We start from the raw sequence: 23,903 nt of genomic DNA, 5'->3' as shown, positions 1-23,903 counted from the left end.
CGGAAAACGAGCAGGACGGCGTGCCGCCGATCACGCCTGCGTTGCGGGAAGCGGCCAGGCGGCAGGCCGGGGCTTCTTGTACGTCATCGATCGCATGTACGACCCGGACGGTGATGTTCCGGCGCATGCGATCAAGGGTGCTTTCGCGGTTGACGGCCAGGGCGAGATCGGGGAGTACCAGGCCAACCCCGACTACCAGCCATCGCTGGTCGAGCAGGGGATTCCGTGGGCGAATTGGCTCGATCGCGGAATGCGTCGGACGATGGCCGGCCAGATCGACCAGCACATGTTCCTCCGGATCATCGCCAAGGCGGTGTTGCCGGTCGTGGTGACACCCGAGGGACATCTGATGTTGCTCCAGACCTCGGGCGGTCCTCGTCTGACGGCTCACCTGGCGTCCAGCCTGGTGCCTGAGGGCGTGCACGCGAAGTTGATGTACCTGCCCAGGTTGCTGCGGATGCTCCCGCCGGAGGCGTCCCTGGTGGTCAACGGGAGTGCGGGGTTGCAGGCGCAGTTCCCGGTCTCGGACCTGGTCGCCGCGCTGCGCGAGATGAACCTGCTCGTGGACAGCCCGTCGGGCGGGCTCGACGTCGGCCCGACGTTCTGGGTGCAGCACAGCGCGCGGCTCGCCGAGTTCGTCGACGAGCCGACGTTCTCGGTGATCGAGCAGGCGCTGGCCCAATGGGGATATCTCAGTGAGGCCACGCCCAAACGCGGCCGCCAGGTCGAGATCGGGATCACCGCCGTCGGAGTGCTGGTCGAGGGTGGCATCACGGATCCGGACGTGCTCGCGGCAGCGGCGGTTTTCAACGCCGTCGACCCGGTGTCCAGTGGCGGCGGTCGTACCCGGGTGATCCACCCGGACGAGGAGGACACACGGGTGCTGGCGATCCTGCGGTCGGCGACGAGTCCGCTGAACCCGTCGGAGAAGGAGCCGGACTGCCCGGAGTTCGATGGAGACCTCCTGTACCACGTCTACGTGGAACACCTGCGCACCTTGCCCTGGCAGCCTCGTGCTGTCGTGCTCGCCAACCGGATCGCCGACATGGTCACGCCGTGGACGAATGCCGAGGTGCGCGATAGTCGGGAGGGGGACCTCGCGCAACCACTGCGGTCGTGTGCGAGGGACCTGCCGAAGGCCTTCCGAATGCGGATCCTCGAGTCCTGGGGTGTCGACCCGCTCCACCTTGCGCCGTGGAAGCTGGACCCGGAACCGCGGGTCGTCATCACCTCGCCCGCCCAGGCCATCGACCGAGCGCGAGCCGTCGTCGGAGAACTGGCCGATCCGGTCCACGTGGAGGACATCGGGCGGACGTACCTCGTGCGCTCCGAGAGCGCGCCGGGTCGCGTGCACTTCGTGCACAAGGTGTGGGAGACCGTCGTCAGCGATGCGGACGACGGGAACGCCATCGACTGGTATCGCGCCAGGTTCGACCTGTTCCCGTTCGAAGAGCGGCAACCCGGAGGACCGCTCGAGCCCCAGGAGCGGTTCGTGGGGGCGATGCTCGCCGGAGCGATCGGCGACTGCCTGGGCTTTCCCTACGAGACCGGTGACATCGGGCAGATCCGGGACCGGGAAGGGCACCTGGGGATCACTGAACCGCGGCGGGTCATGCAGAACGGCGCGGAGGTCTCCGATGACACGCAGATGATGCTGTTCACGCTCGAAGGGCTGATCAGGGCGCACGTCGCCCGGCGGATGAACCCGGTGGACAACGATCCGGTTCCCGAGGTGCAGCACGCCTACCAGCGGTGGTTGCACACGCAGGACCAATCGTGGGCGCAGGTCGGCGGCCCCTTCGCGCTGCGCCTGCCTGCCCCGGACGGGTGGTTGATCACGAACCCGGAGCTGTTCGTGGCCCGGGCTCCGAGCACCACCTGCCAGGTGGCGTTGGCGGAGTTCGCGAAGACGAACCGGTTCGCCACTCCGCAGCGGAAGGTCAACGACTCCAAGGGGCGCGGCGGAGCGGTGCGGGCAGCTCCGGTCGCGGTGTGGTCGAACGATCCGGCGGAGGTGTTCCACGCCGCGGTCGGTACCGCGGCGCTCACCCACGGCCACCCCAGCGGCTACCTGTCCGCCGGGGTGCTCGCCGTGATCGTGCACCAGCTCATGCGAGATGTCCCGCTGCTCGATTCCGCGCGCGTGGCGCGGGAGTTGCTCACCCGGTGGCCGGGGCACGAGGAGCAGCTGCGCGCCCTCGATGCCGCGGTCGAGCTGGCGAGGAACGGGCCGGTGACCCCGGAGGAGCTCACCGACGCCCTCGGGCACGGCCGGACCGGTGAGGAAGCGGTCGCCATCGGCCTCTACGCCGTGCTGGCCACCGACGACCTGCGGGAGGCGCTGCTGTTGTCGGTGAACCACTCCGGGAACTCGCCGTCCACCGGGATCGTGTGCGGCACCATCGGAGGTGCTCTCCACGGCACGCGGGCCATTCCGGAGGCGTGGCGCGGGTTCGTGGAGTTGGGCGAGATCATCGAGCAGCTGGCTCGGGATGCGTTGGCCGAGTTCAGCCCTGGCCCACCGAATGATGAGGCGTGGTTGCGCCGCTACCCGGCGTGGTAGCCGGGTGTCCGGTGCGGGGCCGCGCTGCCGAGCTGGTCGGCGAGCCGACGTTCACGGTGCTCGGTCCCGAGGCCGGGAGGTCATCGGCGGAAGGGCGATAGGGCTGTGATGGACGGAGCGGGGAAGCCAGGTGGCGCTGTGGCCCGGGATGCTCGGGGCAGGATGACGGCGCTGCGTGCGGAGGACGAGTTCCTCGCGGAGCGCAAGGACCGCTTCAGCGGCGCTGTGATCGGGGCGCTGGCCGGTGATGCGCTGGGGCGTCGAGTGCGGCATCTGCCGTGGTCCGCGATCGAGGAAGCCTTCGGGCCCCGCGGCGTCACCGAGCTGGAGGGGAGTCCGCCCGGGGAATTGATGTCGGACGGCGCGGCCGCGATGGCGCTGACCCTCGACGGGATGATCAAGGCGGACCGCGCTCTGCTCGCGGGCGCACCGGACCCGCTGATCGAGCTGGAACGCGTGTACGAGCAGTGGGCGAGCGGCGGTGCGGCAGCGGGTCGGCTGGCTCCTCAGCTGCCGGAGCACCGGGTGGGTTCGCGGTACATCCTGCAGCTCCGGGAAAGGCTCGGGCTGGAGGACGGCTTCCGGAGCGAGCTCCCGGAGGTGAGCCCGCTGTACTCGGCGATCCCGATGGGGTTGTGGGAGTCGCATCCGGTGGCCGTCTTCGAACTCGTCGACCGGGTCATGGGCTTCACCGGTGAATCCGAGGCGACGGTGGGCGCGTCCCGAGCAGCCGCGGTCCTGATCCAGCAGAACATCATGACCGGGCAATACGTCCGCGGTTTCGGGCAGATCCTCGAGGCGGACCGGCGCCACTACCCGGCATCGCTGCGGAAGTCGCTGGAAGCAGCGCAAACGCTGGCGCGTCGCCCCATCACGCCCGAGCGGATCGAGAACCTGGGGACCGGCGAGGATCCCGAATCGGCGCTCGCGATCGCCGCGTGCGCGGTGCACGCCGCCGAGATGGACTTCGACGAGGCAGTGCGCATCGCGGTGAACCACTCCGGCGACAGCGCGATCACAGGCGCCTTGGCCGGGGCGATCATGGGGTCCAGCTTCACGGGGCAGGACAGGATCCCGGTCCACTGGGCGAGTGGATTGATGAGTGCGAAGGTGCTCGTCAAGCTGGCCAACGACGCTGGTGAGCAATTCGCGGAGAATCCGCGGGACGACGCCGAGTGGCACCACCGGTACCCGATCACGGCGCGGCCGCCGGAAAGGGGCGCGGCACACGAGGTGCTGGTCTCGGAGCGGGAGGAGTTGTTCCTCCGGCACTGGCGGGACTTCTGGTGGAACCGCCGGGAGTTGTCCCGCGACGGTGTGGGGAACACCTTCCCGCGGCTTGCCGAGGAGGCCCTCGGTGCGGATGCCGTGGCGGCGTGGTGGACCCGCGTTCGCGAGGGGACCGAGGTCAGGTGGTCGCGGCGGTTCCCCAAGCACGCCGGGACGTTGGCCTCGCAGGTGGAGCGTGCGGTGCCCGGGTTGGTGTTGGGTGCCGCGGTCGGTGATGCGGTCGGGTGGCGTGCTTGCGGTGCGGACGCCGGTTCCGGCCAGGTGACCGCCGCTACTCAGCTCATGGCGTTCGCCGTGGAGGGGTTGATCGGGGCTCGGGTGAGCCTGCGCTCGTCGGGATGGCCGGACCGCAACGAGGTCCTGCCGTGCACGTTCCTCGGTTACCAGGTGTGGATGCACGCGCAGGGGCGTGAGTGGTCGGAGATCATGACCGGGCGGCACGCCGGCACGTTCCCGCAGCCGGTCGGCTGGTTGTCACGTCGCCCGGAGTTGCGGTTCGTCCGCGCGCCCGACGAGCGGATCGCCGACGAGATGCGGGAGTTCTCGGAGAAGACGGGGCGGGTACCGGCCGACGCGCAGACCGACTCCCGGTCCTGCGGTCCGCTCATGAGCGCGCTGCCGCTCTCGATCTGGTGCACCGATCCCGACGAGCTCGTCACCTTGGCGACCCGGAACACCGCCATGACGCACGGGCCGGTGGTGCGGGCTGCTTCGGCCGCCCTCGCCGTGCTGTGCAACGGCTTGGTGCGCGAGCGGGCGCTGCCGGACGCGGTCGCCGCAGCGGTCGACGCGGTGCGCGCGCTGGACGGTGCGAGCCCGGTTCTCGGCGCGTTGGAGGCGGCGCTGGCCTTGTCCCGCGGCTCCGCGTCCGACGAACAGGTGCGGGCCGCTTTCCCGCGCGCCGCCGAGGCGGATCAGGCCGTGGGCGCGGCGGTGTGCGTGGCGTTGCTGCACCAGGACGACGCCGGGGCCGCCCTGCGTGCGGCCGCCGGTGGGGGCTCCTGGGTGGCGGCGATCTGCGGCGCGCTGCTGGGGATCGGGCGCGGCGTCGAGGCGTTGCCCGCCGCGGAGGTGGCCGCGTTGGACGTGCGGGAGGTCCTCGAGCAGCTCGCCCGCGACGCCGTGGTCGAGTTCGGGAGCGCGGACGACCCGGACGATCCTGAATGGTTTTCGCGTTACGGTCACGGTCTTGGGGACTGAGGGGGAATCGTGGAGCTAGGGGACGAACGCGTGCTCCGCGTGGAGGTCAGTCCGGACGAGGCGGGCGTGCTCGAGGCCTTCCGGGAGCTGATCGGCGATCCGACTCGGCAGCACCGGGAGGACGTCGGCTTCCTGCGCCTGTTCGGCGGGCCGTGCGAGCCCAGCGCGCCCCGGGACGACCGCCGGATGCCGTTCGGCCTGAACTGGCCGGAAGCGGCGATCGGGCTGCGCGGCCTGTTCCTGGGAGGATTGATCGGGGACGCGTTCGCCACCACCGTCGAGGGCTCCTCGCTCGACGCGCTGCTGCGCTCGTTCGCCGCGGGCGGCCTCGCGACGACCCGGATCGGGGCCACCAGCGCTTCCGGTCGCCGCTCCCTGCTGTTCGCCGAAGCGATGGTGCGCGGGCACGTGGCCCGTCGGCGCGGCGGGTGCGACCTCCAGGAGCTGTTGGACGACACCGATCGGCGCGCGCTGCGGGTGGAACGTCGCCAAGCCACCGCGGCGACCGACGGATGGCTGGCCGCCGATCCGGACGTGCTGGCGCCGCACCCGGTCGACCCGGCGTTCCTCGCGGACTGCCAGGCGAAGCTCGCCGGGCGGACTTCGCCCGCGAAGAGCTCCGCGACGAACGTGCTCACCCACGCGGGGATGCTCGCGTTGGCGTGGGACAACGCGGTCGATCCGCGCCCTCCGGAACTCCTGGTCGGCTTCGGCGAGCTGCTCGCCGAGCGGACCCATGCCGCGGCGGAGGAAGCCCTCGCCTGCGGTGCGCTGGCGGCGCTGGTCCGCCAAGGGGAGACGCAGCACCCGTTCTCCCGCATCGTCGGGATGCTCGACTTCCTGATGAAGGCCTACCCGGGACGGGAACCCGTCGTCACCGCGATGCACCGCGCTGTCGAACTCGAGTCGGAGCACCGGGCGGACCCGGCGCGGGGCGTCGCGGCGCTCGTCGAACTGGTCGACCCGGCCACCGCCCTCGGCGCGCTGGTCATCGGCACCTTCGCCGCGGACCACGCGTTGGGGCAGCGCTCCGTCGACCGCTTCTCCGCGGCGATGGCGCTGTCCGTGCTGCACGACGGCGATCGCCGGGCGAGCGCGATGGTGTGCGGCCAGCTCATCGGGATGTTCGCCGGGCCCGGCGTGCTCCCGCGGCCGTGGCTCGACCAGCTCGACCTGCGGGACGTCGCTGCTTGCCTGACCGAGGACGTCCTCGCCGAACTCGGCCCCGAACCGCCGAGGACCGAGGAGTGGTACCACCGGTATCCGCTGCCGGGGGAGGTCGTCGAGGAGCCCGCGGTGTTGCCGCGCGAGGTTCGGGTGGTCGTCGAGCGGTTGCGCGGGGCCGCTGCCGCCGATTCCGGGGCGGGGCGGAGCCCGTGGGACCTGGCGTTGGTGCGGCGGGCGTTCGGGCGCAGCGGTGATGGGTTCTGCGAGCCGGTGAAGGGTTCCGCGCCGCGCCTCGGTGATGTGGCGCTGGTGCACGGCGTCCGCGCGCACTTCGGGGCTTCGGTGCGGGCCGCTGCCGCCGCCGACCGGCTCGCCCGGGGTGGGGCGGGGACGTCCGCGCCGGTGGGGATGCTGGTGTTCTGCCTGGACGCGCTGGTGCGCGCGGAGACGCGGCAGCGGACCGAGGGGATCGTCGATCCGCGCGGCACGGCGCTGTTCGGGCTGCTGCGCTGGCGGCACGCGCTGGGCGTGCCGTGGGAGCGGGTCGCTCCCGGCGCTGCGGAGCCGGGCGGGTGGCTGCCGTCCCGGGCGGTCGCTCCCGGTGATCCCGATCCGGTGTGCGAAGGGGCCTTGGCCGAGTTCGCCGCGGGCGGCGGGACGCTGCGGCGGCCCGTGAACCGCGCCCGCTCCTCCTCGGCGATGCTGCGCGCGCTCGGCCTGGCGACCTGGTCCGACGAGCCCGGCGAGGTGTTCGCGCAGGCGGTGGCGAATGCGCTGCTCACCCACGGCCACCCGGACGCCTTCCTGAGCGCGGGGGCGTTCGGCACCACCGCGCAGGTGCTGCTCGCCGGCGGGGACCTCGACGACGCGGTCGCCGTCGTGGCCGACGAGCTGAGCAGCTGGCCCGGGCACGAGGACGTCCGCCGGGCGCTCGACGGCACCGCACCGCACGGCGACGGCGCCGCCCCGGACGTGCTCGCGGTGGCGCTCGGCGCGGCGCGGGAGCGGTTCGACGACGCCGAGGCCGCCGTCCGGCGGGCGATCGAGCTGAACCCGGCCGCCGCGCCCCTGGTGGGTGCGATGCTGGCCGCGAGCCGGGGCGAGCCGGACGGGTGGCGCGTGGACGCGTCCCTGCGCGACGTGCTCGACCGGCTGACCGCCGACGTCGTCGCGACCCGCGTCGGCTCGCCCGACCGGCGCTGGGACCAGAGCTGGGTCGCCGACTACCCGGCGACGTGAACGAAGGTGGGGGGAATGGACCGGCAGGCAGACCAGCGGCGATTGCTCCGGGCGTGGGAGGAGATCACCGCGCGTCCGGCACTGCTGCCGCTGACCTGGTTCCAGCACGTCGACGAGGTCGACCGGAACGCGGCGGCCCGGGAGGCGTTCCGGCCCGGCGGTGCACCGGCCGGGCCCGCCCCGCGCGAGCAGTGGGACCGGACTCGCTGGGGCCGGGCGCTGGGGCTGCTCGTCGGCGGCGCCGTCGGTGACGCGCTCGGCTCGCTGGGCCCGGCGCCGCCGCCGGAACTGCTGGACGCCGTGCGGGCTCGTCGCGGTGCGTGGATGGGGGCGGGCGAGGGCTTCGGCGCGGTGCTGGCCGCCGCCCGGTCGGCCGTCGGGGGCGAGGCCCCGACGGCCGGGGCGCTGGTCGCGGCGGTGCCGGTGGCGCTGGCCGGGGCGGGGCTCCCGGAGGAGGTGTTCCGCCGGGCGCTGGCCGCCGCGCGGCCGTGGGGCGAGGACGCCGCGAGCAGCGCCGTGCTGGCCGTGGCGCTGGCGAGCGCGCTCGCCGACGGCGGCACCAACCTGGCGCGGCTGACCCGGGCGCTGCTCGCCGAGGAGCACGTGGACGGCGGCCTCCGCGACCGCCTCGACGCGCTGGCCGAGATCGGTCGCCGCTGGGACGCGTGGTCGCTGGACGACGCCCTCGCGCGGCTCGGCGACGGGACGTCCCGGGCCGAGGTCGTGACCCGGGCGCTGCTGCTCGCCCACCGGGTGCCCAACGGCGGTCGCGCCGTGCTGCACGCCGCGTCCCTCGGCGGACCCGACGCGCTGATCTGCGGGCTGCTCGCCGGTGCCCGCGCCGGATCCGGCACCTTCCCGCACCTGTGGCGCCGCGCGCTCGCCCGCGGGGCCGACGTCGAGGCGGTGGCCGCCGACCTGTTCGCCGCCTTCGGCCCCGACGGTCCCCGGCCGGCGGAACCGGTGCCGAGCGCGCCGGAACCCGAGCAGGGGACGCAAGGAGCAGCACCGCAGCCGGAGGGGGATGTGAGTCAACCGCAGGGTACGGCGAAGACCGCGCTGGAGCAGGCGATCGAGCGCTGCGTGGCGGAAGGGGGACCGCTGGACGAGGTGTACCGCGAGTTCCTGGCCGCTCCGCTGCACGTGCTCTGCGGCCCCGGGTCGACGTCCCCCGCGCTGTTCCAGGTCCCGGACCGGTCGCGCGAGCAGATCTGGGTCTGCACCCAGGAGGACTCCGCTCCGGACTTGGGCGCGGGCGAGGGCATGACCCCCGGCATGGCGCGGGCGAACGGGTACGAGCTGCTGCCGACGCTCGCCGAGCGCGACGTGCTCGTCATCACCCCGTCGGGGATGAGCGACATCGTGCTCGTCGGCGCCACAGCGCTGCGGCACGCGCTGCCGGAGCTCGATGACGGCCTCCGCGCCTCCGCCACCCCCGCGTCCTGGCTGCCGGTGCCCGACCGGATGTACCGGGGCGGGGCGCGGACCGACGTCCCCGGGTACGCGGTCGTCGGCGAGTTCTGGGTCGACGAATCGGGCGTGGTCACCGACCGGTACCGGCCGAACCCGGACTACCGGCCGAGCCCCGCCACCCTGGGTTTCCCGCAGCCGGAGAACGAGCTGGAGAAGATTCTGCACCTGTGGGCGACCGGTCATGCGTCCGACAGGTCGATGCTCCTGGCGGTGGCGCAGTCCGAAGTCGTGTTCCTCGCGCACGAGGACGGAGTCCCGGCGGCCTTGCCGTTCGGCGGGAAGTCGGCGCTCGCGGCGGGCTCCAGCGCCAAGTACGTCCCCGACTCCGAACCGAAGGTCGGGGCCGCCGTCGCCCAGCTCAAGCGCGCCTTCGAGGACGTCGACCTGGTCATCGACGTGGGTACGCGCCACCAAGCCGACATCGGGGGAAGGTGCTCCTGCGGGCCTTCGACGAGCTCGCGGCCGAAGAAGCCCGGGCGACCAGCGCTCCGGCCCAGCCCGCTCCGCAGCAGCCCGCACCGGCCCAGCCGCCGCCGGATGCGCATGAGCGGTTCATCGGGTCGATGGTGGCCGGGGCGATGGGGGATGCCCTCGGCTACGCCGTGGAGTTCCACGACATCGGGATGATCCGGCGCGAGCACGGGGAGTCCGGGGTGACGGGGCCCGTGCTGCGGGACGGCGTGGCGGAGATATCCGACGACACGCAGATGATGTTGTTCACGTTGGAGGGGCTGATCCGGGCGCACGTGGCGCGGCGGATCGAGCCGGTGGACAACGATCCGGTGCCGGAGGTGCAGCACGCGTACCAGCGGTGGTTCCACACCCAGAACCAGCCGTGGGAGCGGGCGGCCGGGCCGTACGGGGTGCACCTGCGGGTGCCGGACGGGTGGCTGATCGGCACCGAGGGGTTGTTCCGGAACCGGGCGCCGGGGAGCACCTGCATGGCGGCGTTGGCGCGGTTCGCGCAGACGCACCAGCACGCGTCGCCGCGGCACCGGATCAACGATTCCAAGGGCTGTGGTGGGGTGATGCGGGCCGCGCCGGTGGCGGTGTGGTCGAACGATCCGGCGGAGGTGTTCCACGCGGCGGTGGGGACGGCGGCGCTGACCCACAGCCATCCGAGCGGGTACTTGTCGGCGGGTGTGCTGGCGGTGGTGGTGCACCAGTTGATCCGGGAGGTGCCGCTGCCGGAGTCGGTGCGGTTGGCGCGGGAGCTGTTGCTGCGGTGGCCGGGCCACGAGGAGCAGCTGGCGGCGCTGGACGCGGCGGTGGAACTGGCGCGGCGCGGTCCGGTCGCTCCGGAGGAGCTGACCGAGGCGCTGGGGCAGGGCTGGGTCGGCGAGGAGGCGCTGGCGATCGGGTTGTACTCGGTGCTGGCGACGGGCGATCTGCCGTCGGCGCTGCTGCTGTCGGTGAACCACTCGGGGGACTCGGATTCGACGGGGATCGTGTGCGGGAACATTGCCGGGGCGCTGTACGGGGCGCGGGCCGTTCCTGCGGAGTGGTCGGCGTCCCTGGAGCTGCGGGCAGTGGTGGAGGCGGTGGCGGGTGATGCGCTGGCCGAGTTCAGCCCCGGTGCGCCGACCGACCCGGAATGGACCCGCCGCTACCCCGCCTGGTGACCACGAGGAGACATCGCGATGACCGACGCTCAACCCGGCGTCCGGCTGACCTGGGCCGACCGATTCCGCGGCGCGATGCTCGGCGGTGCGGTCGGGGACGCCCTGGGCTCCGGCGTGCGGACCGCGACGACCGCGGAGATCCAGTCCTGGTTCGGCCCGCACGGCGTCGCCGACTACCTGCCGGTGTACGGCAGGCGCGGCGCCGTCACCGACGTGACGCAGCTCGGCGTGTTCACGCTCGAAGGGCTGCTGCGCGCGAAGGCCGCCAACCCGGGCGGCGTGGCCCTCAACGCCGCGTTCGTGCTGACCAACCACCTGCGCTGGCTGCACACCCAGGGCGTGCCGTGGGAGTTCGCGATGCGCGGCTGCCTGCCGAGCGATCCCGCGCCGAGCGGGTGGCTGCTGGAGCGGCCCGAGCTGTACTCCACCCGCAACCCCGCCGGGTTCACGCTCGCGCTGTTCGGCCGGATGGCCGACCGGTCCCCGCTGGGCCCCGACGGCCTGCTGCGCCCGGTGGCGCACGTGGACGGCCTCGCGGAGGCCGCGGCCTGGTCGGGTGCGGCGGCGGTGTGGTCGGCCGCGCCGGAGCAGGCGCACGCGGCGGGCGCGTTGATCGCCAACCTGTCCACCTCGGGCCCGAACGCGGTGGCCGCCGCCGGGCTGCACAGCGACGTGCTGGGCCAGCTCGTCCGGGGCGTCCCGCTGTGGGACGCGGTGGGCGACGCGGACCGGCAGCGGCTGGGCCGCGCGTACCCGATCCAGGGCGTGCCCGCCGACGTGCGGCGGACCGTGCACGCGGCGATGTTCGTCGGCCAGCGGGGCGCGGTGCCGATGCCGAGCGACCTCGACGTCGAGTTCGACCTCGCCGACAAGCCCGGTGAGCTCGGCATCGCGCTGGCCGCCGTGGGCAGCACCCGGACCTTCGCCGACGCGGTGCGGGTGGCCGTGAACCACTCCGGCGACAGCGCGGTCACCGGCGCGCTGGCCGGTCAGCTCGCCGGGGCGCTGCACGGCCCCACCGCCATCCCGTCGCGCTGGCTCGACGAGCTGGAGCTGCGGGAGGTCATCGAGGTCCTCTGCCAGGACGCCGCCGAGGCGTTCGCCCCGCCCCGGCCGCCGCAGTGGGCGCAGCGCTACGTGCCCGGACCGGTCGGCGGTGTCCCCGGCCTCACCGCCGGATCGCCGGGCACCGTCGAGGGCTCGGCGGAGCGGACCACCGTGCTGCCCGCGATCGGCGCCGAACCGCAGGCCCCGGAGGACGACGCCCCCACCCCGCCGCGCGGGATCGGCGCGCCGACCTTCCCGGCCCGGCGCGGCGCCGCGGACGTCGAACCCTCCAGCACCGGCCCGATCCCGCTGCCGTGGCTGGGCCGCGAACCCGCGGACGCCACCACCGTGATCCCGATCGTCGACGAGGCACCGGACGTCGCGGAACCGTCCGCCCGGGTGCCGATCGACCTCGCCCCCGAACCGGACCCCCGGCCGTCGTGGACCGAACCCCCGGCCGCGCCCGCGCCCCCGGCGGAGGACGACGGCGCGAGCGACGCACCCGGGGAAGCGGCCGGGGACGACGTCCCCGAGACGGTCGCCGCCGCGCGGGAGCCCGTCGTGCCGGTCGTGGGCTGGGACGCGGCCTCGATGCCGAGCGCACCGCCCGCTGACGAGCCCGACGAGCCCGCGCCGTCCGTGGCGCAGTGGCGGACGCCCCCTCCGGTGCGGCCGAGCCGAGCCGGGAGGAGCCCGCGCTCGCGGTGGTCGGCTGGGACCCGTCATCGCCGGTGCTGCGCGAGCCGTCCGCCGAGGACGGGCCGACCCCGGAGGGGTCCGCGCCGTCGGTGGCGGACCGGGCGCCGGGTGAGCCGTCCGCGGCGGCCGAGTCGACCCCGGAGGAGCCCGCCCGGTCGGTGGCGGACCGGGCGCGGGATGAGCCGTCCGCGGCGGCCGACGCGGAGGACTTCGCGTCGTCGGTGCCCGGCCGGGTGCCGGGTGAGCCGTTCGCGGAGGCCGGGCTGAGCGGGGAGGAGTCCGCTCGGTCGGTCGCGGACCACGTGCCGGACGTACCGTCCGTGGAGGCCGGGCCGCGCTGGGAAGAGCCCGTCCTGCCGGTGGTCGGCTGGGCGTCGGCTGAGCCGTCCCTGGAGACCGAGTCGATCTCGGAGGAGTCCGCGCCGTCGGTGGTGGACCGGATGTCGGGTGAGCCGTTCGCGGAGGTCGAGTCGACCCCGGAGGGACCCGCCCGGTCGGCGGCGGACCAGGAACCGGAGGTGCCGTCCGCGGAGGCCGGGCCGCGCTGGGCGGAGCCCGCCCGGCCGGTGGCGGACTGGGTTCCCGGTGAGCCGGTCGCCGGGTCGACTCCCGAGGAGCTGAACCGGTCGGTGGCGGAGGAACCGCGTGCCGAGGCCGAGCCGGACCACGAGCCCGCGGCGGAGCCGTCCGCCGGGGCGGACGAGCCGAGCCGGGAGGAGCCCGCGGTGCGGGCCGAGCCGGACGGGTCGACGCCGGTCCCGCCCGCCGAGCCCGCAGCGGAGCCGTCGGCCGAGGCCGAGCAGGACGTCCCGCCCGAAATGTGGCCGACGGGCGTGGCACCGGATCCGGCGGAGGAGCCCGATCCGGAGTCGCCCGCCGTCGAGCCCGAGGTCCCGGCGGAGCCGGAGCCGTCGGTCTGGTCGGCACCGGCGTCGAGCGCCGAACCCCGGCGCGCGGCGGAGTCCGACCGGTCCTGGTTCGACCCCGGCGGGGACGCCCCGGCGGAGGCCGCGGTCCCGCCGATCGCCCGCGGCGGGCACGCCAAGGCCGAGGGACCGGACGCCGGGGCGCCGTCGCTGACCGAGCGCGTGCTGGGCTGCTTCCTGGGCGGCGCGCTGGGCGATGCGCTCGGGGCGGACCTGGAGTTCCGCACCGCCGAGGAGATCGGCGCCCGGTTCGGCCCCGAGGGGCCGCGCGGGCTGCCCGAGTCCTACGGGGTGCGCGGGGCCTTCACCGACGACACCCAGATGACGCTGTTCACCGCCGAAGGGCTGATCCGGGGCAGCGCCGCCCGCCGGATGCTCGACGTCGCCGACCCGCTGCCCGAGGTCCAGCACGCCTACCAGCGCTGGCTGCACACCCAGGGCGTCGACTGGGACGCCGCCGCCGGGCCGTTCCTCGCCGAGCGCCCGGTGCCCGACGGCTGGCTCATCGAGGTCCCGGGCCTGTTCAAGACCCGCGCGCCGGGCAAGACGGTGTTCCGCGCGCTGACCCGGTTCGGCGACGGACACCCGCCGGGCTCGTTCACCGAGCCGGTCAACGACTCCAAGGGCTGCGGCGGGGTGATGCGCGCCGCGCCGGTCGCGCTGTGCTCGACGGACCCGGCCGAGGTGTTCGAGCTGGCCGCGCGCACCGCGGCGCTCACCCACGGCCACCCGGCTGGCTTCCACTCGGCCGGGGCGCTGGCGGTGATCGTCCAGCAGGCGCTGCTCGGCCGGACCCTCGACGACGGGGTGTGGCTGGCGCTGCAGGTGCTGGAGACGTGGTCGGACCACGAGGAGACCAGCGCGATGCTCAAGGCCGCCGTGGACCTCGCCGGGTCCGGGGTGCCGACCCCGCGGCAGGTCGCCGAGGTCCTCGGCGGCGGCTGGGTCGGGGAGCAGGCGCTGGCCATCGCGGTGTGCGCGGCGCTGGTCGGCGGGGAGGACGTGGCGCTGGCGCTGCGGGTCGCCGTGCACCACGACGGCGACAGCGACTCGACCGGGGCGATCTGCGGCAACATCGTCGGCGCCCTGCTCGGCGTCGGTGCGCTGCCGGTGGACTGGCTGGCCGAGCTGGAGCTGCGCGACGTGGTGGAGCAGATCGCGCTGGACTGCGTGGCGGAGTTCGGCCGGGACGCCTTCCAGCCGGGGCACTCGGCGATCGACCCGCCGACCGACGAGGACTGGCAGGAGCGGTACCCGGTGCGGCCGCAGTGGTCGGCGCCCGCGGAACCGGCCCCGGTGGCCGAGTTCCCGGCGCCCAAGCCCGCGCCGCGCCGGATCAACGGCGTCGTCTACCACGATGCGTTCGAGGGGGAGCAGCAGTGATCCTGGGCACGGTGATTCCGGGCGCGTACGGCTACAGCTCCGCCGCGGGGGAGCCGCGGCCGTTGCTGGAGATCCGGGACGGCGCGGCGGTGGTGGAAGGCGATCCGGAGCCGGACCCGCGCAACCCGGTGGTCTTCGTCGAGCAGGCCGAGCCACCGCGCCCGGTCCGCTCCCGGTTCCCGGCCCGCGCGGGCTTCGGCGAGGTCCCGGACCGCTCGGCGGCGCACGACGGGCTCGTCGAGCAGCTCACCGAGGCGGTGCGCGCGGAGCTGCCCGGCGGAGCGGTGGCGGCGGGTGTGGAATGCGTGGCGCTGGGCACCCGCATCGAGGTCACCGGCGAGGTCCACGCCGATGGCGAGGTCCACCCGTGGGTGGTGCCGCAGCAGGTCGTCGACCTGCTGCGCGCGCTGCGCGCCGTCGACCACCGGCCCGACACCGGGGCCTGGACCCGGGCCTCGCTCGTGCTCGATCCCGACGACCCCGGCCTGCGCACCGACGCCCCGCCGGTGCGGTGGAAGGCGGGGCCGCTGGAGGACCGCGACTGCTACGAGGAGCTGCGCTACTTCCCGCGGGCCGAGGCCCCGGCGTGGCTGCTCGAACCGGCCTGGCGGTACTTCTGGGAGCACCGCCACGACGAGCCGGAGCCGGAGCCGGTCCGGATGGTGCGGGTCTTCGAGGGCCGCGACGCCGGCGGTCGCCCGGTGGCGCACCGGCCCGCGCTGCCCTGGTCGGAGAAGCACCAGGTCCTCGACTACCTGCACGACGGCCAGGTGCTGCTCAGCGCACCCGGCGGCGCCGCCGACGAGCTCGACCCGGAGCAACCGCCGGTGGTGCCCAAGCAGTTCCACACCGACGGCACCTGGGTGTGGCCGCTGGCGATGGCGCACTACCTGGCGAACCACGACGTCGCGCCGCCGCGCGACTTCCTCGACCACATCCGGCACGCCGGCTACCGGGCGCCCGAGGTGGTCGCCGAGCGGGCCGCCGCCGAGGCGAAGGCGCTGGTGCTGGGCACCGAGGTGCAGGAGGCGGTCGACCCGGCCGAGGTGATGGGGCTGGCCCAGGACTTCATCGGCGTGATGGGCATGGGCCGCCGCTTCTACAGCTTCGAGGGCCCGGTGGAGGGCGGCTGGAGCATGGTGCGCGGCGCCGACGGCTGGTGGCAGGTGTTCTGCACCCACCAGGGCGAGCGGCAGCTGGAATCGCGGTTCCCCGACGTGCACCCCGCCGCCGCGCACCTGGTCGGCGCGATGGCGCTGGGCCGCCCGCAGTTCCTGCGCGACCCGGAGGAGCCGCTGGAGGACTTCGAGTGCACGATCCGGCCGCTGCCGGGGGAACCGCCGCTGGCCGCCCTCGACCGGAAGTTCGAGGTGGTGCTGCGCGCCGGGGGCGAGGTGGACCGCTTCGGGCCGCCGACCGGCAACACCGCCTTCGCGGCGGGCACCACGCTGCCGCAGCGCAGCGCACCGCCGGACCGGCAGCCGGGGGAGTACCGGCGGTACCGGGTGGTCGAGGCGCTCACCGCGGTCACCGGCACGGTCCGGCCCGACCACGGCCAGGTCGGCGGCGGCACCGCCTACGTGCTGCCGCGCTCGATGGCGGAGCTCGTCGAAGGCGGCTGGCTGGCCGAGCTCTGAGCCCGGGACCGGGTGGCGCGGGGGCGTCACTTCAGCGGTGCGCGGGCGTCCTCGCGCGCGGATCCGCGGTGCTGGGAACCCCCGCCGACCCGCGGCGCCGCGCGCCGGATCGGGTCGGCGTGGCGTTGCTCACCCGCGCCGGTCCGGGCCCCGGGACGGGTAGCATGGCGGGTGCGCCGACGGCGGGTCTTCGACGCCGGGGTGATCGAGCAGGTCAAAGGACCCCCCGTTTTGACCCTCTGAAAGTCGGCCCGGTATCTTTGTTCATCGGACCCGACACCATATCGGGTCGATCCGCATGCCCGTGCGTGGCGTGGCCGTGGCGAGCGTTGTCTCGTTCGTGGTCGCGGCTGCTCAGGCGGGACGTGTGGAACTCTCCTGAGCCCACTGGGGTCATTCCCGTTGGGACGCCACCAGCGCCGCGAGGCCGCGCCGCAAGGCCGAGGAGTGGGCGACACGCCCGACCTCGTGGTACGGGAGGGGTCCAAGTACACAGTGCCTGACAGGTGCTCGACGCCAGGGCACGCGAAGCTCGAACGAGCGCTGCTTGGACGAGTACCCAGAAGACGCGAACGCTGACAGAAAGCCGGTCCATGCCCACCATCCAGCAGCTGGTCCGTAAGGGCCGCCAGGACAAGGTCGCGAAGACCAAGACCGCGGCGCTCAAGGGGAGCCCGCAGCGGCGTGGCGTGTGCACCCGCGTGTACACCACCACCCCGAAGAAGCCCAACTCGGCACTCCGCAAGGTTGCCCGTGTCAAGCTCTCCAGCGGCATCGAGGTCACGGCCTACATCCCGGGTGAGGGGCACAACCTGCAGGAGCACTCGATCGTGCTCGTTCGCGGCGGCCGTGTGAAGGACCTCCCCGGCGTCCGCTACAAGATCATCCGCGGTTCGGCCGACACCCAGGGTGTGAAGAACCGCAAGCAGGCCCGCAGCCGGTACGGCGCGAAGAAGGAGAAGAGCTGATGCCCCGCAAGGGTCCGGCCCCGAAGCGGCCGCTGCACGCCGATCCCGTGTACGGCTCGCCGCTGGTGACGCAGCTGGTCAACAAGGTCCTCACGGACGGCAAGCGCTCGCTGGCCGAGCGGATCGTGTACGCCGCCCTGGAAGGCTGCCGGGACAAGACCGGTACCGACCCGGTCGTCACGCTCAAGCGCGCCCTGGACAACGTGAAGCCGACCCTGGAGGTCCGCAGCCGCCGCGTCGGTGGCGCGACCTACCAGGTGCCGATCGAGGTCCGGGCCGGCCGCTCCACCACCCTCGCGCTCCGCTGGCTGGTCAACTACTCCCGCGCCCGTCGGGAGAAGACGATGGTCGAGCGCTTGATGAACGAGCTGCTTGACGCGAGCAACGGCCTCGGGGCCAGCGTCAAGAAGCGCGAAGACACGCACAAGATGGCGGAGTCCAACAAGGCCTTCGCGCACTACCGCTGGTGACGTCGGGTCGGCTCCTGCCCGCCTCGGCCCACCGACTCGACGGCTTGCATCCGCTGTAGGAACGGGGAACAAACTCGTGGCACGCGACGTGCTGACAGACCTGACCAAGGTCCGCAACATCGGCATCATGGCTCACATCGATGCGGGCAAGACCACCACCACCGAGCGGATCCTGTACTACACGGGGATCACGTACAAGATCGGTGAGGTCCACGACGGCGCCGCGACGATGGACTGGATGGAAGAGGAGCAGAAGCGGGGTATCACGATCACCTCGGCTGCTACCACGACCTTCTGGGGCGACAACCAGATCAACATCATCGACACCCCCGGGCACGTCGACTTCACCGTCGAGGTGGAGCGGTCGCTGCGGGTGCTCGACGGTGCGGTCGCGGTCTTCGACGGCAAGGAAGGCGTCGAGCCGCAGTCCGAGCAGGTCTGGCGCCAGGCGGACAAGTACGAGGTCCCGCGCATCTGCTTCGTCAACAAGATGGACAAGCTCGGTGCGGACTTCTACTTCACCGTCAAGACCATCGAAGAGCGCCTCAACGCCCGCCCGCTGGTGCTGCAGCTGCCGATCGGTGCCGAGTCCGACTTCCAGGGCGTCGTCGACCTGGTCCGGATGAAGGCGCTGACCTGGCGCGGTGAGGTCAAGAAGGGCGAGGACTACGCGGTCGAGGAGATCCCGGAGGACCTCGCCGAGCTCGCCGCGACCTACCGCGAGCAGCTCGTCGAGGCCGTCGCGGAGTCCGACGAAGAGCTGATGGAGGCCTACTTCGGTGGTGAGGAGCTGACCACCGAGCAGATCAAGGACGGCATCCGCAAGCTCACCGTCAACCGCGAGGCATTCCCGGTCCTGTGCGGTACCGCGTTCAAGAACAAGGGCGTCCAGCCGATGCTGGACGCGGTGGTGGAGTACCTGCCGTCGCCGCTGGACGTGCCCGCGGTGCAGGGCATGCTGACCGACGGCGAGACCACCGCCGAGCGCAACCCGAACACCGAGGAGCCGTTCTCGGCCCTGGCGTTCAAGGTTTCGGTCCACCCGTTCTTCGGCAAGCTCACCTACGTCCGGGTCTACTCGGGCAAGATCGCCCAGGGCGCCCAGATCGTCAACTCCAGCCGGGGCCGCAAGGAGCGCATCGGGAAGCTGTTCCAGATGCACTCCAACAAGGAGAACCCGGTCGACGAGGCCCAGGCGGGGCACATCTACGCCGTGGTCGGTCTCAAGGAGACCACCACCGGTGACACGCTGTGCGACGCCCAGAACCAGATCGTCCTGGAGTCGATGACCTTCCCGGCGCCGGTCATCGAGGTGGCGATCGAGCCCAAGACCAAGGCGGACCAGGAGAAGCTCTCCACGGCGATCCAGAAGCTCGCCGAGGAGGACCCGACCTTCCAGGTCAACCAGGACGACGAGACCGGCCAGACCATCATCAAGGGGATGGGCGAGCTCCACCTGGAGGTCCTGGTCAACCGGATGAAGACCGACTTCAAGGTCGAGGCCAACATCGGCAAGCCGCAGGTCGCGTACCGGGAGACCATCCGCAAGACGGTCGAGAAGTACGAATTCACCCACAAGAAGCAGACCGGTGGTTCCGGTCAGTTCGCCCGGGTGATCATCGCGCTGGAGCCGATCGAGCAGACCTCGGAGAGCGCCACCTACGAGTTCGAGAACAAGGTGACCGGTGGCCGGGTGCCGCGGGAGTACATCCCGTCGGTGGACCAGGGCGCCCAGGACGCCATGCAGTACGGCGTGCTGGCCGGCTACCCGCTGGTCGGCGTCAAGGTGACCTTGCTCGACGGCCAGTACCACGAGGTCGACTCCTCGGAAATGGCCTTCAAGGTCGCGGGTTCGATGGCGATGAAGGAGGCCGCCGCCAAGGCGTCCCCCGCGCTCCTCGAGCCGATGATGGCGGTCGAGGTGACCACGCCCGAGGAGTACATGGGCGACGTCATCGGCGACCTGAACTCCCGCCGCGGGCAGATCCAGTCCATGGCGGAGCGCAGCGGAACCCGCGTCGTCAGCGCACTCGTCCCGCTGTCCGAGATGTTCGGGTACGTCGGCGACCTGCGTTCGCGGACGCAGGGGCGGGCGAACTACTCGATGTCCTTCGACTCCTACGCCGAGGTTCCCTCGAACGTGGCGAAGGAGATCATCGCGAAGGCGACGGGCGAGTGAGGATCCGCGCGGGGAGGGGCTGCCGTCACCGGCGGCGTCCTCGCCGCGCGGGTGCTGCGCCCTCGGGGCCACGCGCCCAACGCTGAGCAGTCGAGTCATCGCTGCGAAGGCGACCGGGGAGCAATCCCCTCAGTTCGGCGGTGGACGGGCCGCCTCCCCGACGCGGGGAGCGGCCCTTCCGCCACCTACCCGACAGGACTCCGCCTGGCACATCAAGTCGTACGGCGGAAAGTCAACAAGTCCAGGAGGACAATCCAGTGGCGAAGGCGAAGTTCGAGAGGGACAAGCCGCACGTCAACATCGGGACCATCGGTCACGTTGACCACGGCAAGACCACGCTCACCGCGGCCATCACCAAGGTGCTGCACGACAAGTACCCGGAGCTGAACCCCTTCACGCCGTTCGACGAGATCGACAAGGCGCCGGAGGAGAAGGCCCGCGGCATCACGATCCAGATCGCGCACGTGGAGTACCAGACGGAGAACCGTCACTACGCCCACGTCGACGCCCCCGGCCACGCCGACTACGTGAAGAACATGATCACGGGTGCGGCGCAGATGGACGGTGCGATCCTCGTGGTCGCGGCGACCGACGGCCCGATGCCGCAGACCCGCGAGCACGTGCTGCTCGCCCGGCAGGTCGGCGTCCCCTACATCCTGGTGGCGCTGAACAAGTCGGACATGGTCGACGACGAGGAGATCATCGAGCTCGTCGAGATGGAGGTCCGCGAGCTGCTGTCCTCGCAGGAGTTCCCGGGTGACGACGTGCCGGTGATCCGCGTCTCCGCGCTGAAGGCGCTGGAGGGCGACGAGACCTGGGCGCAGCGGATCCTGGACCTGCTCGACGCGTGCGACGCGAACATCCCGGACCCGCAGCGGGACGTCGAGAAGCCGTTCCTGATGCCGATCGAGGACGTCTTCTCGATCACCGGCCGCGGCACCGTGGTGACCGGCCGGATCGAGCGCGGTGTCATCAACGTGAACGAGGAGGTGGAGCTGGTCGGCATCAAGGACAAGTCGACCAAGACCACCGTCACGGGCATCGAGATGTTCCGCAAGCTGCTGGACAACGGCCAGGCCGGTGACAACGTCGGTCTGCTGGTCCGCGGCATCAAGCGCGAGGACGTCGAGCGCGGCCAGGTCGTCGTGAAGCCGGGCACCACCACCCCGCACACCGAGTTCGAGGCTCAGGTCTACATCCTGAACAAGGACGAGGGCGGGCGGCACACCCCGTTCTTCAACAACTACCGTCCGCAGTTCTACTTCCGGACCACCGACGTGACCGGCGTGGTGACCCTCCCCGAGGGCACCGAGATGGTCATGCCGGGCGACAACACCGAGATGTCGGTGCAGCTCATCCAGCCGATCGCGATGGAGGAAGGCCTCCGCTTCGCGATCCGCGAGGGTGGTCGCACGGTCGGCGCGGGTCGCGTCGTCAAGATCAACAAGTGAGTCGGTAAGGGGCCCGTCCCCCCTCGCGGGGACGGGCCCCTTGCGGTTCGCCGGGGGCTCCGCCGCCGGTGGACCACCCCCCGAGTGGGAGCGGCGTACCAGGTATGCCATCCTGTACGGGTTGCTCGTTGTAGGGCGGTCGGATTCGTCCGGCCCGGCTCCGGCCCCGGTCCTCGACCGGACGGGACCCGCGCCGCCGCCCGACCCGGCTTGAGTTCATCTCGCGTCGGGCCAGGGTCCGGCCGCACTGCTGCGAGAGCCTCCACGCCCTGAGTTCGGGTCAGGAACGCCTACCGCGCTCCTGCCGCCGCCGGTGGTTCCCGGTGGTGCGCCGAACGGGGTGGCACAAGAAGGTGTACGGGCCTCGGCCCATCTCGGCGGCGACGTTCGCCGGGACCGGTGCGCGGTAGCAGGGCGACACGCCCGACCGCGGGTACCGGGCACCAGATACCTGAACAGGGGCGGACGAGGGCTGTGGTGCTCTCCGGCCGGGTTTCCGGCGCTGAGAGCGGCCACACGGCTGAGGCCGCGTGGGCATGCCGTCCGGCGAGGACGTGCGAGCCCGCTCCCACAACGAAACCGCGGCACGAGACTAGAGGAACGGCAAGCCACCATGGCGGGACAGAAGATCCGCATCCGGCTCAAGGCCTACGACCACGAGGCGATCGACGCGTCTGCGCGCAAGATCGTCGAGACCGTGACGCGCACCGGCGCTCGGGTCGTCGGGCCGGTGCCGCTGCCCACGGAGAAGAACGTCTACTGCGTCATCCGCTCCCCGCACAAGTACAAGGACTCGCGGGAGCACTTCGAGATGCGGACGCACAAGCGCCTCATCGACATCCTCGAGCCGACGCCGAAGACGGTGGACGCGCTGATGCGCATCGACCTGCCGGCCAGCGTCGACGTGAACATCCAGTAGGCGGAGAGATCGAGACTCATGTCTGACAGGCAGATCAAGGGGATTCTGGGCACCAAGCTCGGCATGACCCAGGTCTTCGACGACAACAACCGGGTCGTGCCGGTGACCGTCGTGCAGGCCGGGCCGAACGTGGTCACCCAGATCCGCACCCCGGAGAAGGACGGCTACGCGGCCGTGCAGCTCGCGTTCGGCGCCATCGACCCGCGCAAGGTGAACAAGCCCAAGGGCGGCCACTTCACCAAGGCCGGCGTCACCCCGCGCCGCCACCTGGTCGAGCTGCGCACCACCGACGCCGGTGAGTACGAGGCAGGCCAGGAGATCACCGCCGAGCTGTTCGAGGCCGGCGCGGTGGTCGACGTGGTCGGCACCAGCAAGGGCAAGGGCTTCGCGGGCACCATCAAGCGGCACGGCTTCAGCCGCCAGGGCGAGAGCCACGGTACGCAGGCCGTGCACCGCAAGCCGGGTTCCATCGGCGGCTGCGCCACCCCGGGCCGGGTGTTCAAGGGCATGCGGATGGCCGGCCGGATGGGTTCGGCCCGCGTCACCACCCAGAACCTCAAGGTTCACAAGGTGGAGGGCGAGACCGGCCTGCTGCTGATCAAGGGCGCCATTCCGGGTCCCAAGGGCGGACTGGTGCTGGTGAAGAGTCCCGCGAAGGGTGGTGCGTGATGAGCTTGACGCTCGACGTCCGTACCCCGGACGGCAAGACCGACGGCACGGTCGAGCTGCCCGCCGAGATCTTCGACGCGAAGGCCAACGTGGCCCTGCTGCACCAGGTCGTGGTGGCCCAGCTCGCCGCCGCGCGCCAGGGCACGCACGCGACCAAGACCCGCGGTCAGGTCTCCGGCGGCGGCAAGAAGCCGTACCGGCAGAAGGGCACCGGCAACGCCCGGCAGGGCTCGATCCGGGCCCCGCAGTTCGCCGGTGGTGGCACCGTGCACGGGCCGCAGCCGCGCGACTACACGCAGCGGACCCCGAAGAAGATGAAGCTCGCCGCGCTGCGCGGTGCGCTGTCCGACCGGGTGCGCGCGGGCCAGCTGCACGTCGTCACCCACGTGGTCGGCGCGGAGCAGCCGTCCACCAAGCAGGCCAAGACGGCGCTGCGCACCTGGACCGAGGCCAAGCGGGTGCTGGTCGTGCTCGACCGCTACGAGGAGGAGAACTCCTGGTTGAGCCTGCGGAACCTGCAGCACGTGCACCTGATCGACCCGAGCCAGCTCAACACCTACGACGTGCTGGTCAACGACGACGTGGTGTTCAGCAAGGCCGCCTACGAGCGGTTCGTGGCGGGCCCGGCGAAGGGCCGTTCGGTCAAGGCCGCCGCGTCTTCGGCAGAGGAGGCAGAGCAGTGAGCGCCGACCCGCGGGACATCATCCTCGCGCCGGTGATCTCCGAGAAGAGCTACGGGCTCCTCGAGGAGGGCCAGTACACCTTCCTGGTCCGCCCCGGCTCGAACAAGACCGAGATCAAGATCGCTGTCGAGAAGATCTTCGACGTCAAGGTCACCAACGTCAACACGATCAACCGCCCCGGCAAGCGCAAGCGGTCCCGCACGGGATACGGCAAGCGCAAGGACACCAAGCGGGCGATCGTCACCCTGTCGCCGGAGAGCAAGCCGATCGAGATCTTCGGCGGAACGGCCTCCTGACCGGAAGCTGATGAGGACGAGG

Annotated in this window: 16 protein-coding genes; all 16 read left to right on the top strand. The window is 72.4% G+C overall.

The window, feature by feature from the left end:
- Nucleotides 1-76: 76 nt before the first annotated feature.
- The 16 genes from ACQP0T_RS25455 (at nt 77) to rplW (ending at nt 23,881) form a co-directional block, all read left to right on the top strand.
- The gene (locus ACQP0T_RS25455; protein WP_433870306.1) at nt 77-2,563 is read left to right on the top strand and encodes an ADP-ribosylglycohydrolase family protein; all 2,487 of its coding nucleotides are present in this window, start codon (nt 77-79) and stop codon (nt 2,561-2,563) included.
- 162 nt (nt 2,564-2,725) lie between these two features.
- Nucleotides 2,726-5,053 carry an ADP-ribosylglycohydrolase family protein gene (locus ACQP0T_RS25450; RefSeq protein WP_433870305.1) on the top strand — a complete coding sequence of 776 codons (2,328 nt, stop codon included), beginning with the start codon at nt 2,726-2,728 and terminating at the stop codon, nt 5,051-5,053.
- Between the two features lie 9 nt (nt 5,054-5,062).
- Nucleotides 5,063-7,459 carry an ADP-ribosylglycohydrolase family protein gene (locus tag ACQP0T_RS25445; protein ID WP_433870304.1) on the top strand — a complete coding sequence of 799 codons (2,397 nt, stop codon included), beginning with the start codon at nt 5,063-5,065 and terminating at the stop codon, nt 7,457-7,459.
- A 15-nt stretch (nt 7,460-7,474) separates the two neighbouring features.
- Nucleotides 7,475-9,559 carry a type VII secretion system-associated protein gene (locus ACQP0T_RS25440; protein WP_433870303.1) on the top strand — a complete coding sequence of 695 codons (2,085 nt, stop codon included), beginning with the start codon at nt 7,475-7,477 and terminating at the stop codon, nt 9,557-9,559.
- Nucleotides 9,511-10,554, top strand: a complete 1,044-nt coding sequence (locus tag ACQP0T_RS25435; RefSeq protein WP_433870302.1) for an ADP-ribosylglycohydrolase family protein — start codon at nt 9,511-9,513, stop codon at nt 10,552-10,554. The genes ACQP0T_RS25440 and ACQP0T_RS25435 overlap by 49 nt, the downstream gene beginning before the upstream one ends.
- A gap of 18 nt (nt 10,555-10,572) precedes the next feature.
- Nucleotides 10,573-12,567: an ADP-ribosylglycohydrolase family protein gene (locus ACQP0T_RS25430; protein ID WP_433870301.1), complete on the top strand. Its 1,995-nt coding sequence runs from the start codon at nt 10,573-10,575 to the stop codon at nt 12,565-12,567.
- The gene (locus ACQP0T_RS25425) at nt 12,459-14,609 is read left to right on the top strand and encodes an ADP-ribosylglycohydrolase family protein (protein WP_433870300.1); all 2,151 of its coding nucleotides are present in this window, start codon (nt 12,459-12,461) and stop codon (nt 14,607-14,609) included. Before ACQP0T_RS25430 ends, ACQP0T_RS25425 begins: the two co-directional genes overlap by 109 nt.
- 11 nt (nt 14,610-14,620) lie before the next feature.
- Entirely contained in the window at nt 14,621-16,246 is a 1,626-nt protein-coding gene (locus ACQP0T_RS25420) for a TNT domain-containing protein (RefSeq protein ID WP_433870299.1), read from the top strand.
- A 593-nt stretch (nt 16,247-16,839) separates the two neighbouring features.
- Nucleotides 16,840-17,214, top strand: coding sequence for a 30S ribosomal protein S12 (gene rpsL, locus ACQP0T_RS25415; RefSeq protein WP_188986588.1), 375 nt, complete (start codon nt 16,840-16,842; stop codon nt 17,212-17,214).
- Nucleotides 17,214-17,684 carry a 30S ribosomal protein S7 gene (rpsG, locus tag ACQP0T_RS25410; protein ID WP_345357568.1) on the top strand — a complete coding sequence of 157 codons (471 nt, stop codon included), beginning with the start codon at nt 17,214-17,216 and terminating at the stop codon, nt 17,682-17,684. Before rpsL ends, rpsG begins: the two co-directional genes overlap by 1 nt.
- Nucleotides 17,685-17,760: 76 nt before the next feature.
- Nucleotides 17,761-19,863: an elongation factor G gene (gene fusA / locus ACQP0T_RS25405; protein WP_433870298.1), complete on the top strand. Its 2,103-nt coding sequence runs from the start codon at nt 17,761-17,763 to the stop codon at nt 19,861-19,863.
- Nucleotides 19,864-20,120: 257 nt separating this feature from the next.
- On the top strand, nt 20,121-21,314 hold the full coding sequence (gene tuf / locus ACQP0T_RS25400) for an elongation factor Tu (RefSeq protein ID WP_345357574.1): 1,194 nt from the start codon (nt 20,121-20,123) through the stop codon (nt 21,312-21,314).
- A gap of 613 nt (nt 21,315-21,927) precedes the next feature.
- A complete protein-coding gene (gene rpsJ, locus ACQP0T_RS25395; protein WP_009948626.1) occupies nt 21,928-22,233 on the top strand; it encodes a 30S ribosomal protein S10 in 306 nt (101 codons plus the stop codon).
- A gap of 18 nt (nt 22,234-22,251) precedes the next feature.
- Complete coding sequence (gene rplC, locus ACQP0T_RS25390; RefSeq protein WP_345357578.1) at nt 22,252-22,902, top strand: 50S ribosomal protein L3; 651 nt, start codon at nt 22,252-22,254, stop codon at nt 22,900-22,902.
- Complete coding sequence (gene rplD / locus ACQP0T_RS25385) at nt 22,902-23,585, top strand: 50S ribosomal protein L4 (protein WP_345357581.1); 684 nt, start codon at nt 22,902-22,904, stop codon at nt 23,583-23,585. The genes rplC and rplD overlap by 1 nt, the downstream gene beginning before the upstream one ends.
- Nucleotides 23,582-23,881 (top strand): 50S ribosomal protein L23, encoded by a 300-nt coding sequence (rplW, locus tag ACQP0T_RS25380; RefSeq protein ID WP_345357584.1) that lies wholly within the window; start codon nt 23,582-23,584, stop codon nt 23,879-23,881. Before rplD ends, rplW begins: the two co-directional genes overlap by 4 nt.
- Nucleotides 23,882-23,903 lie beyond the last annotated feature (22 nt).

The organism is Saccharopolyspora sp. CA-218241, from assembly GCF_050954615.1.
Taxonomy (GTDB): Bacteria; Actinomycetota; Actinomycetes; order Mycobacteriales; family Pseudonocardiaceae; genus Saccharopolyspora; species Saccharopolyspora cebuensis.
Note: the sequence above shows the minus strand (reverse complement) of the source record. Positions and strands in the feature narration are given on the sequence as shown.

What these genes read in the sequence shown, in the direction of transcription:
- ACQP0T_RS25450 (WP_433870305.1), top strand. Translation starts at nt 2,726, where the DNA reads ATGACGGCGCTGCGTGCGGAGGACGAGTTCCTCGCGGAGCGCAAGGAC.
- ACQP0T_RS25440 (WP_433870303.1), top strand. Translation starts at nt 7,475, where the DNA reads ATGGACCGGCAGGCAGACCAGCGGCGATTGCTCCGGGCGTGGGAGGAG.
- ACQP0T_RS25435 (WP_433870302.1), top strand. Translation starts at nt 9,511, where the DNA reads ATGGGGGATGCCCTCGGCTACGCCGTGGAGTTCCACGACATCGGGATG.
- ACQP0T_RS25430 (WP_433870301.1), top strand. Translation starts at nt 10,573, where the DNA reads ATGACCGACGCTCAACCCGGCGTCCGGCTGACCTGGGCCGACCGATTC.
- rpsL (WP_188986588.1), top strand. Translation starts at nt 16,840, where the DNA reads ATGCCCACCATCCAGCAGCTGGTCCGTAAGGGCCGCCAGGACAAGGTC.
- rpsG (WP_345357568.1), top strand. Translation starts at nt 17,214, where the DNA reads ATGCCCCGCAAGGGTCCGGCCCCGAAGCGGCCGCTGCACGCCGATCCC.
- rpsJ (WP_009948626.1), top strand. Translation starts at nt 21,928, where the DNA reads ATGGCGGGACAGAAGATCCGCATCCGGCTCAAGGCCTACGACCACGAG.
- rplC (WP_345357578.1), top strand. Translation starts at nt 22,252, where the DNA reads ATGTCTGACAGGCAGATCAAGGGGATTCTGGGCACCAAGCTCGGCATG.
- rplD (WP_345357581.1), top strand. Translation starts at nt 22,902, where the DNA reads ATGAGCTTGACGCTCGACGTCCGTACCCCGGACGGCAAGACCGACGGC.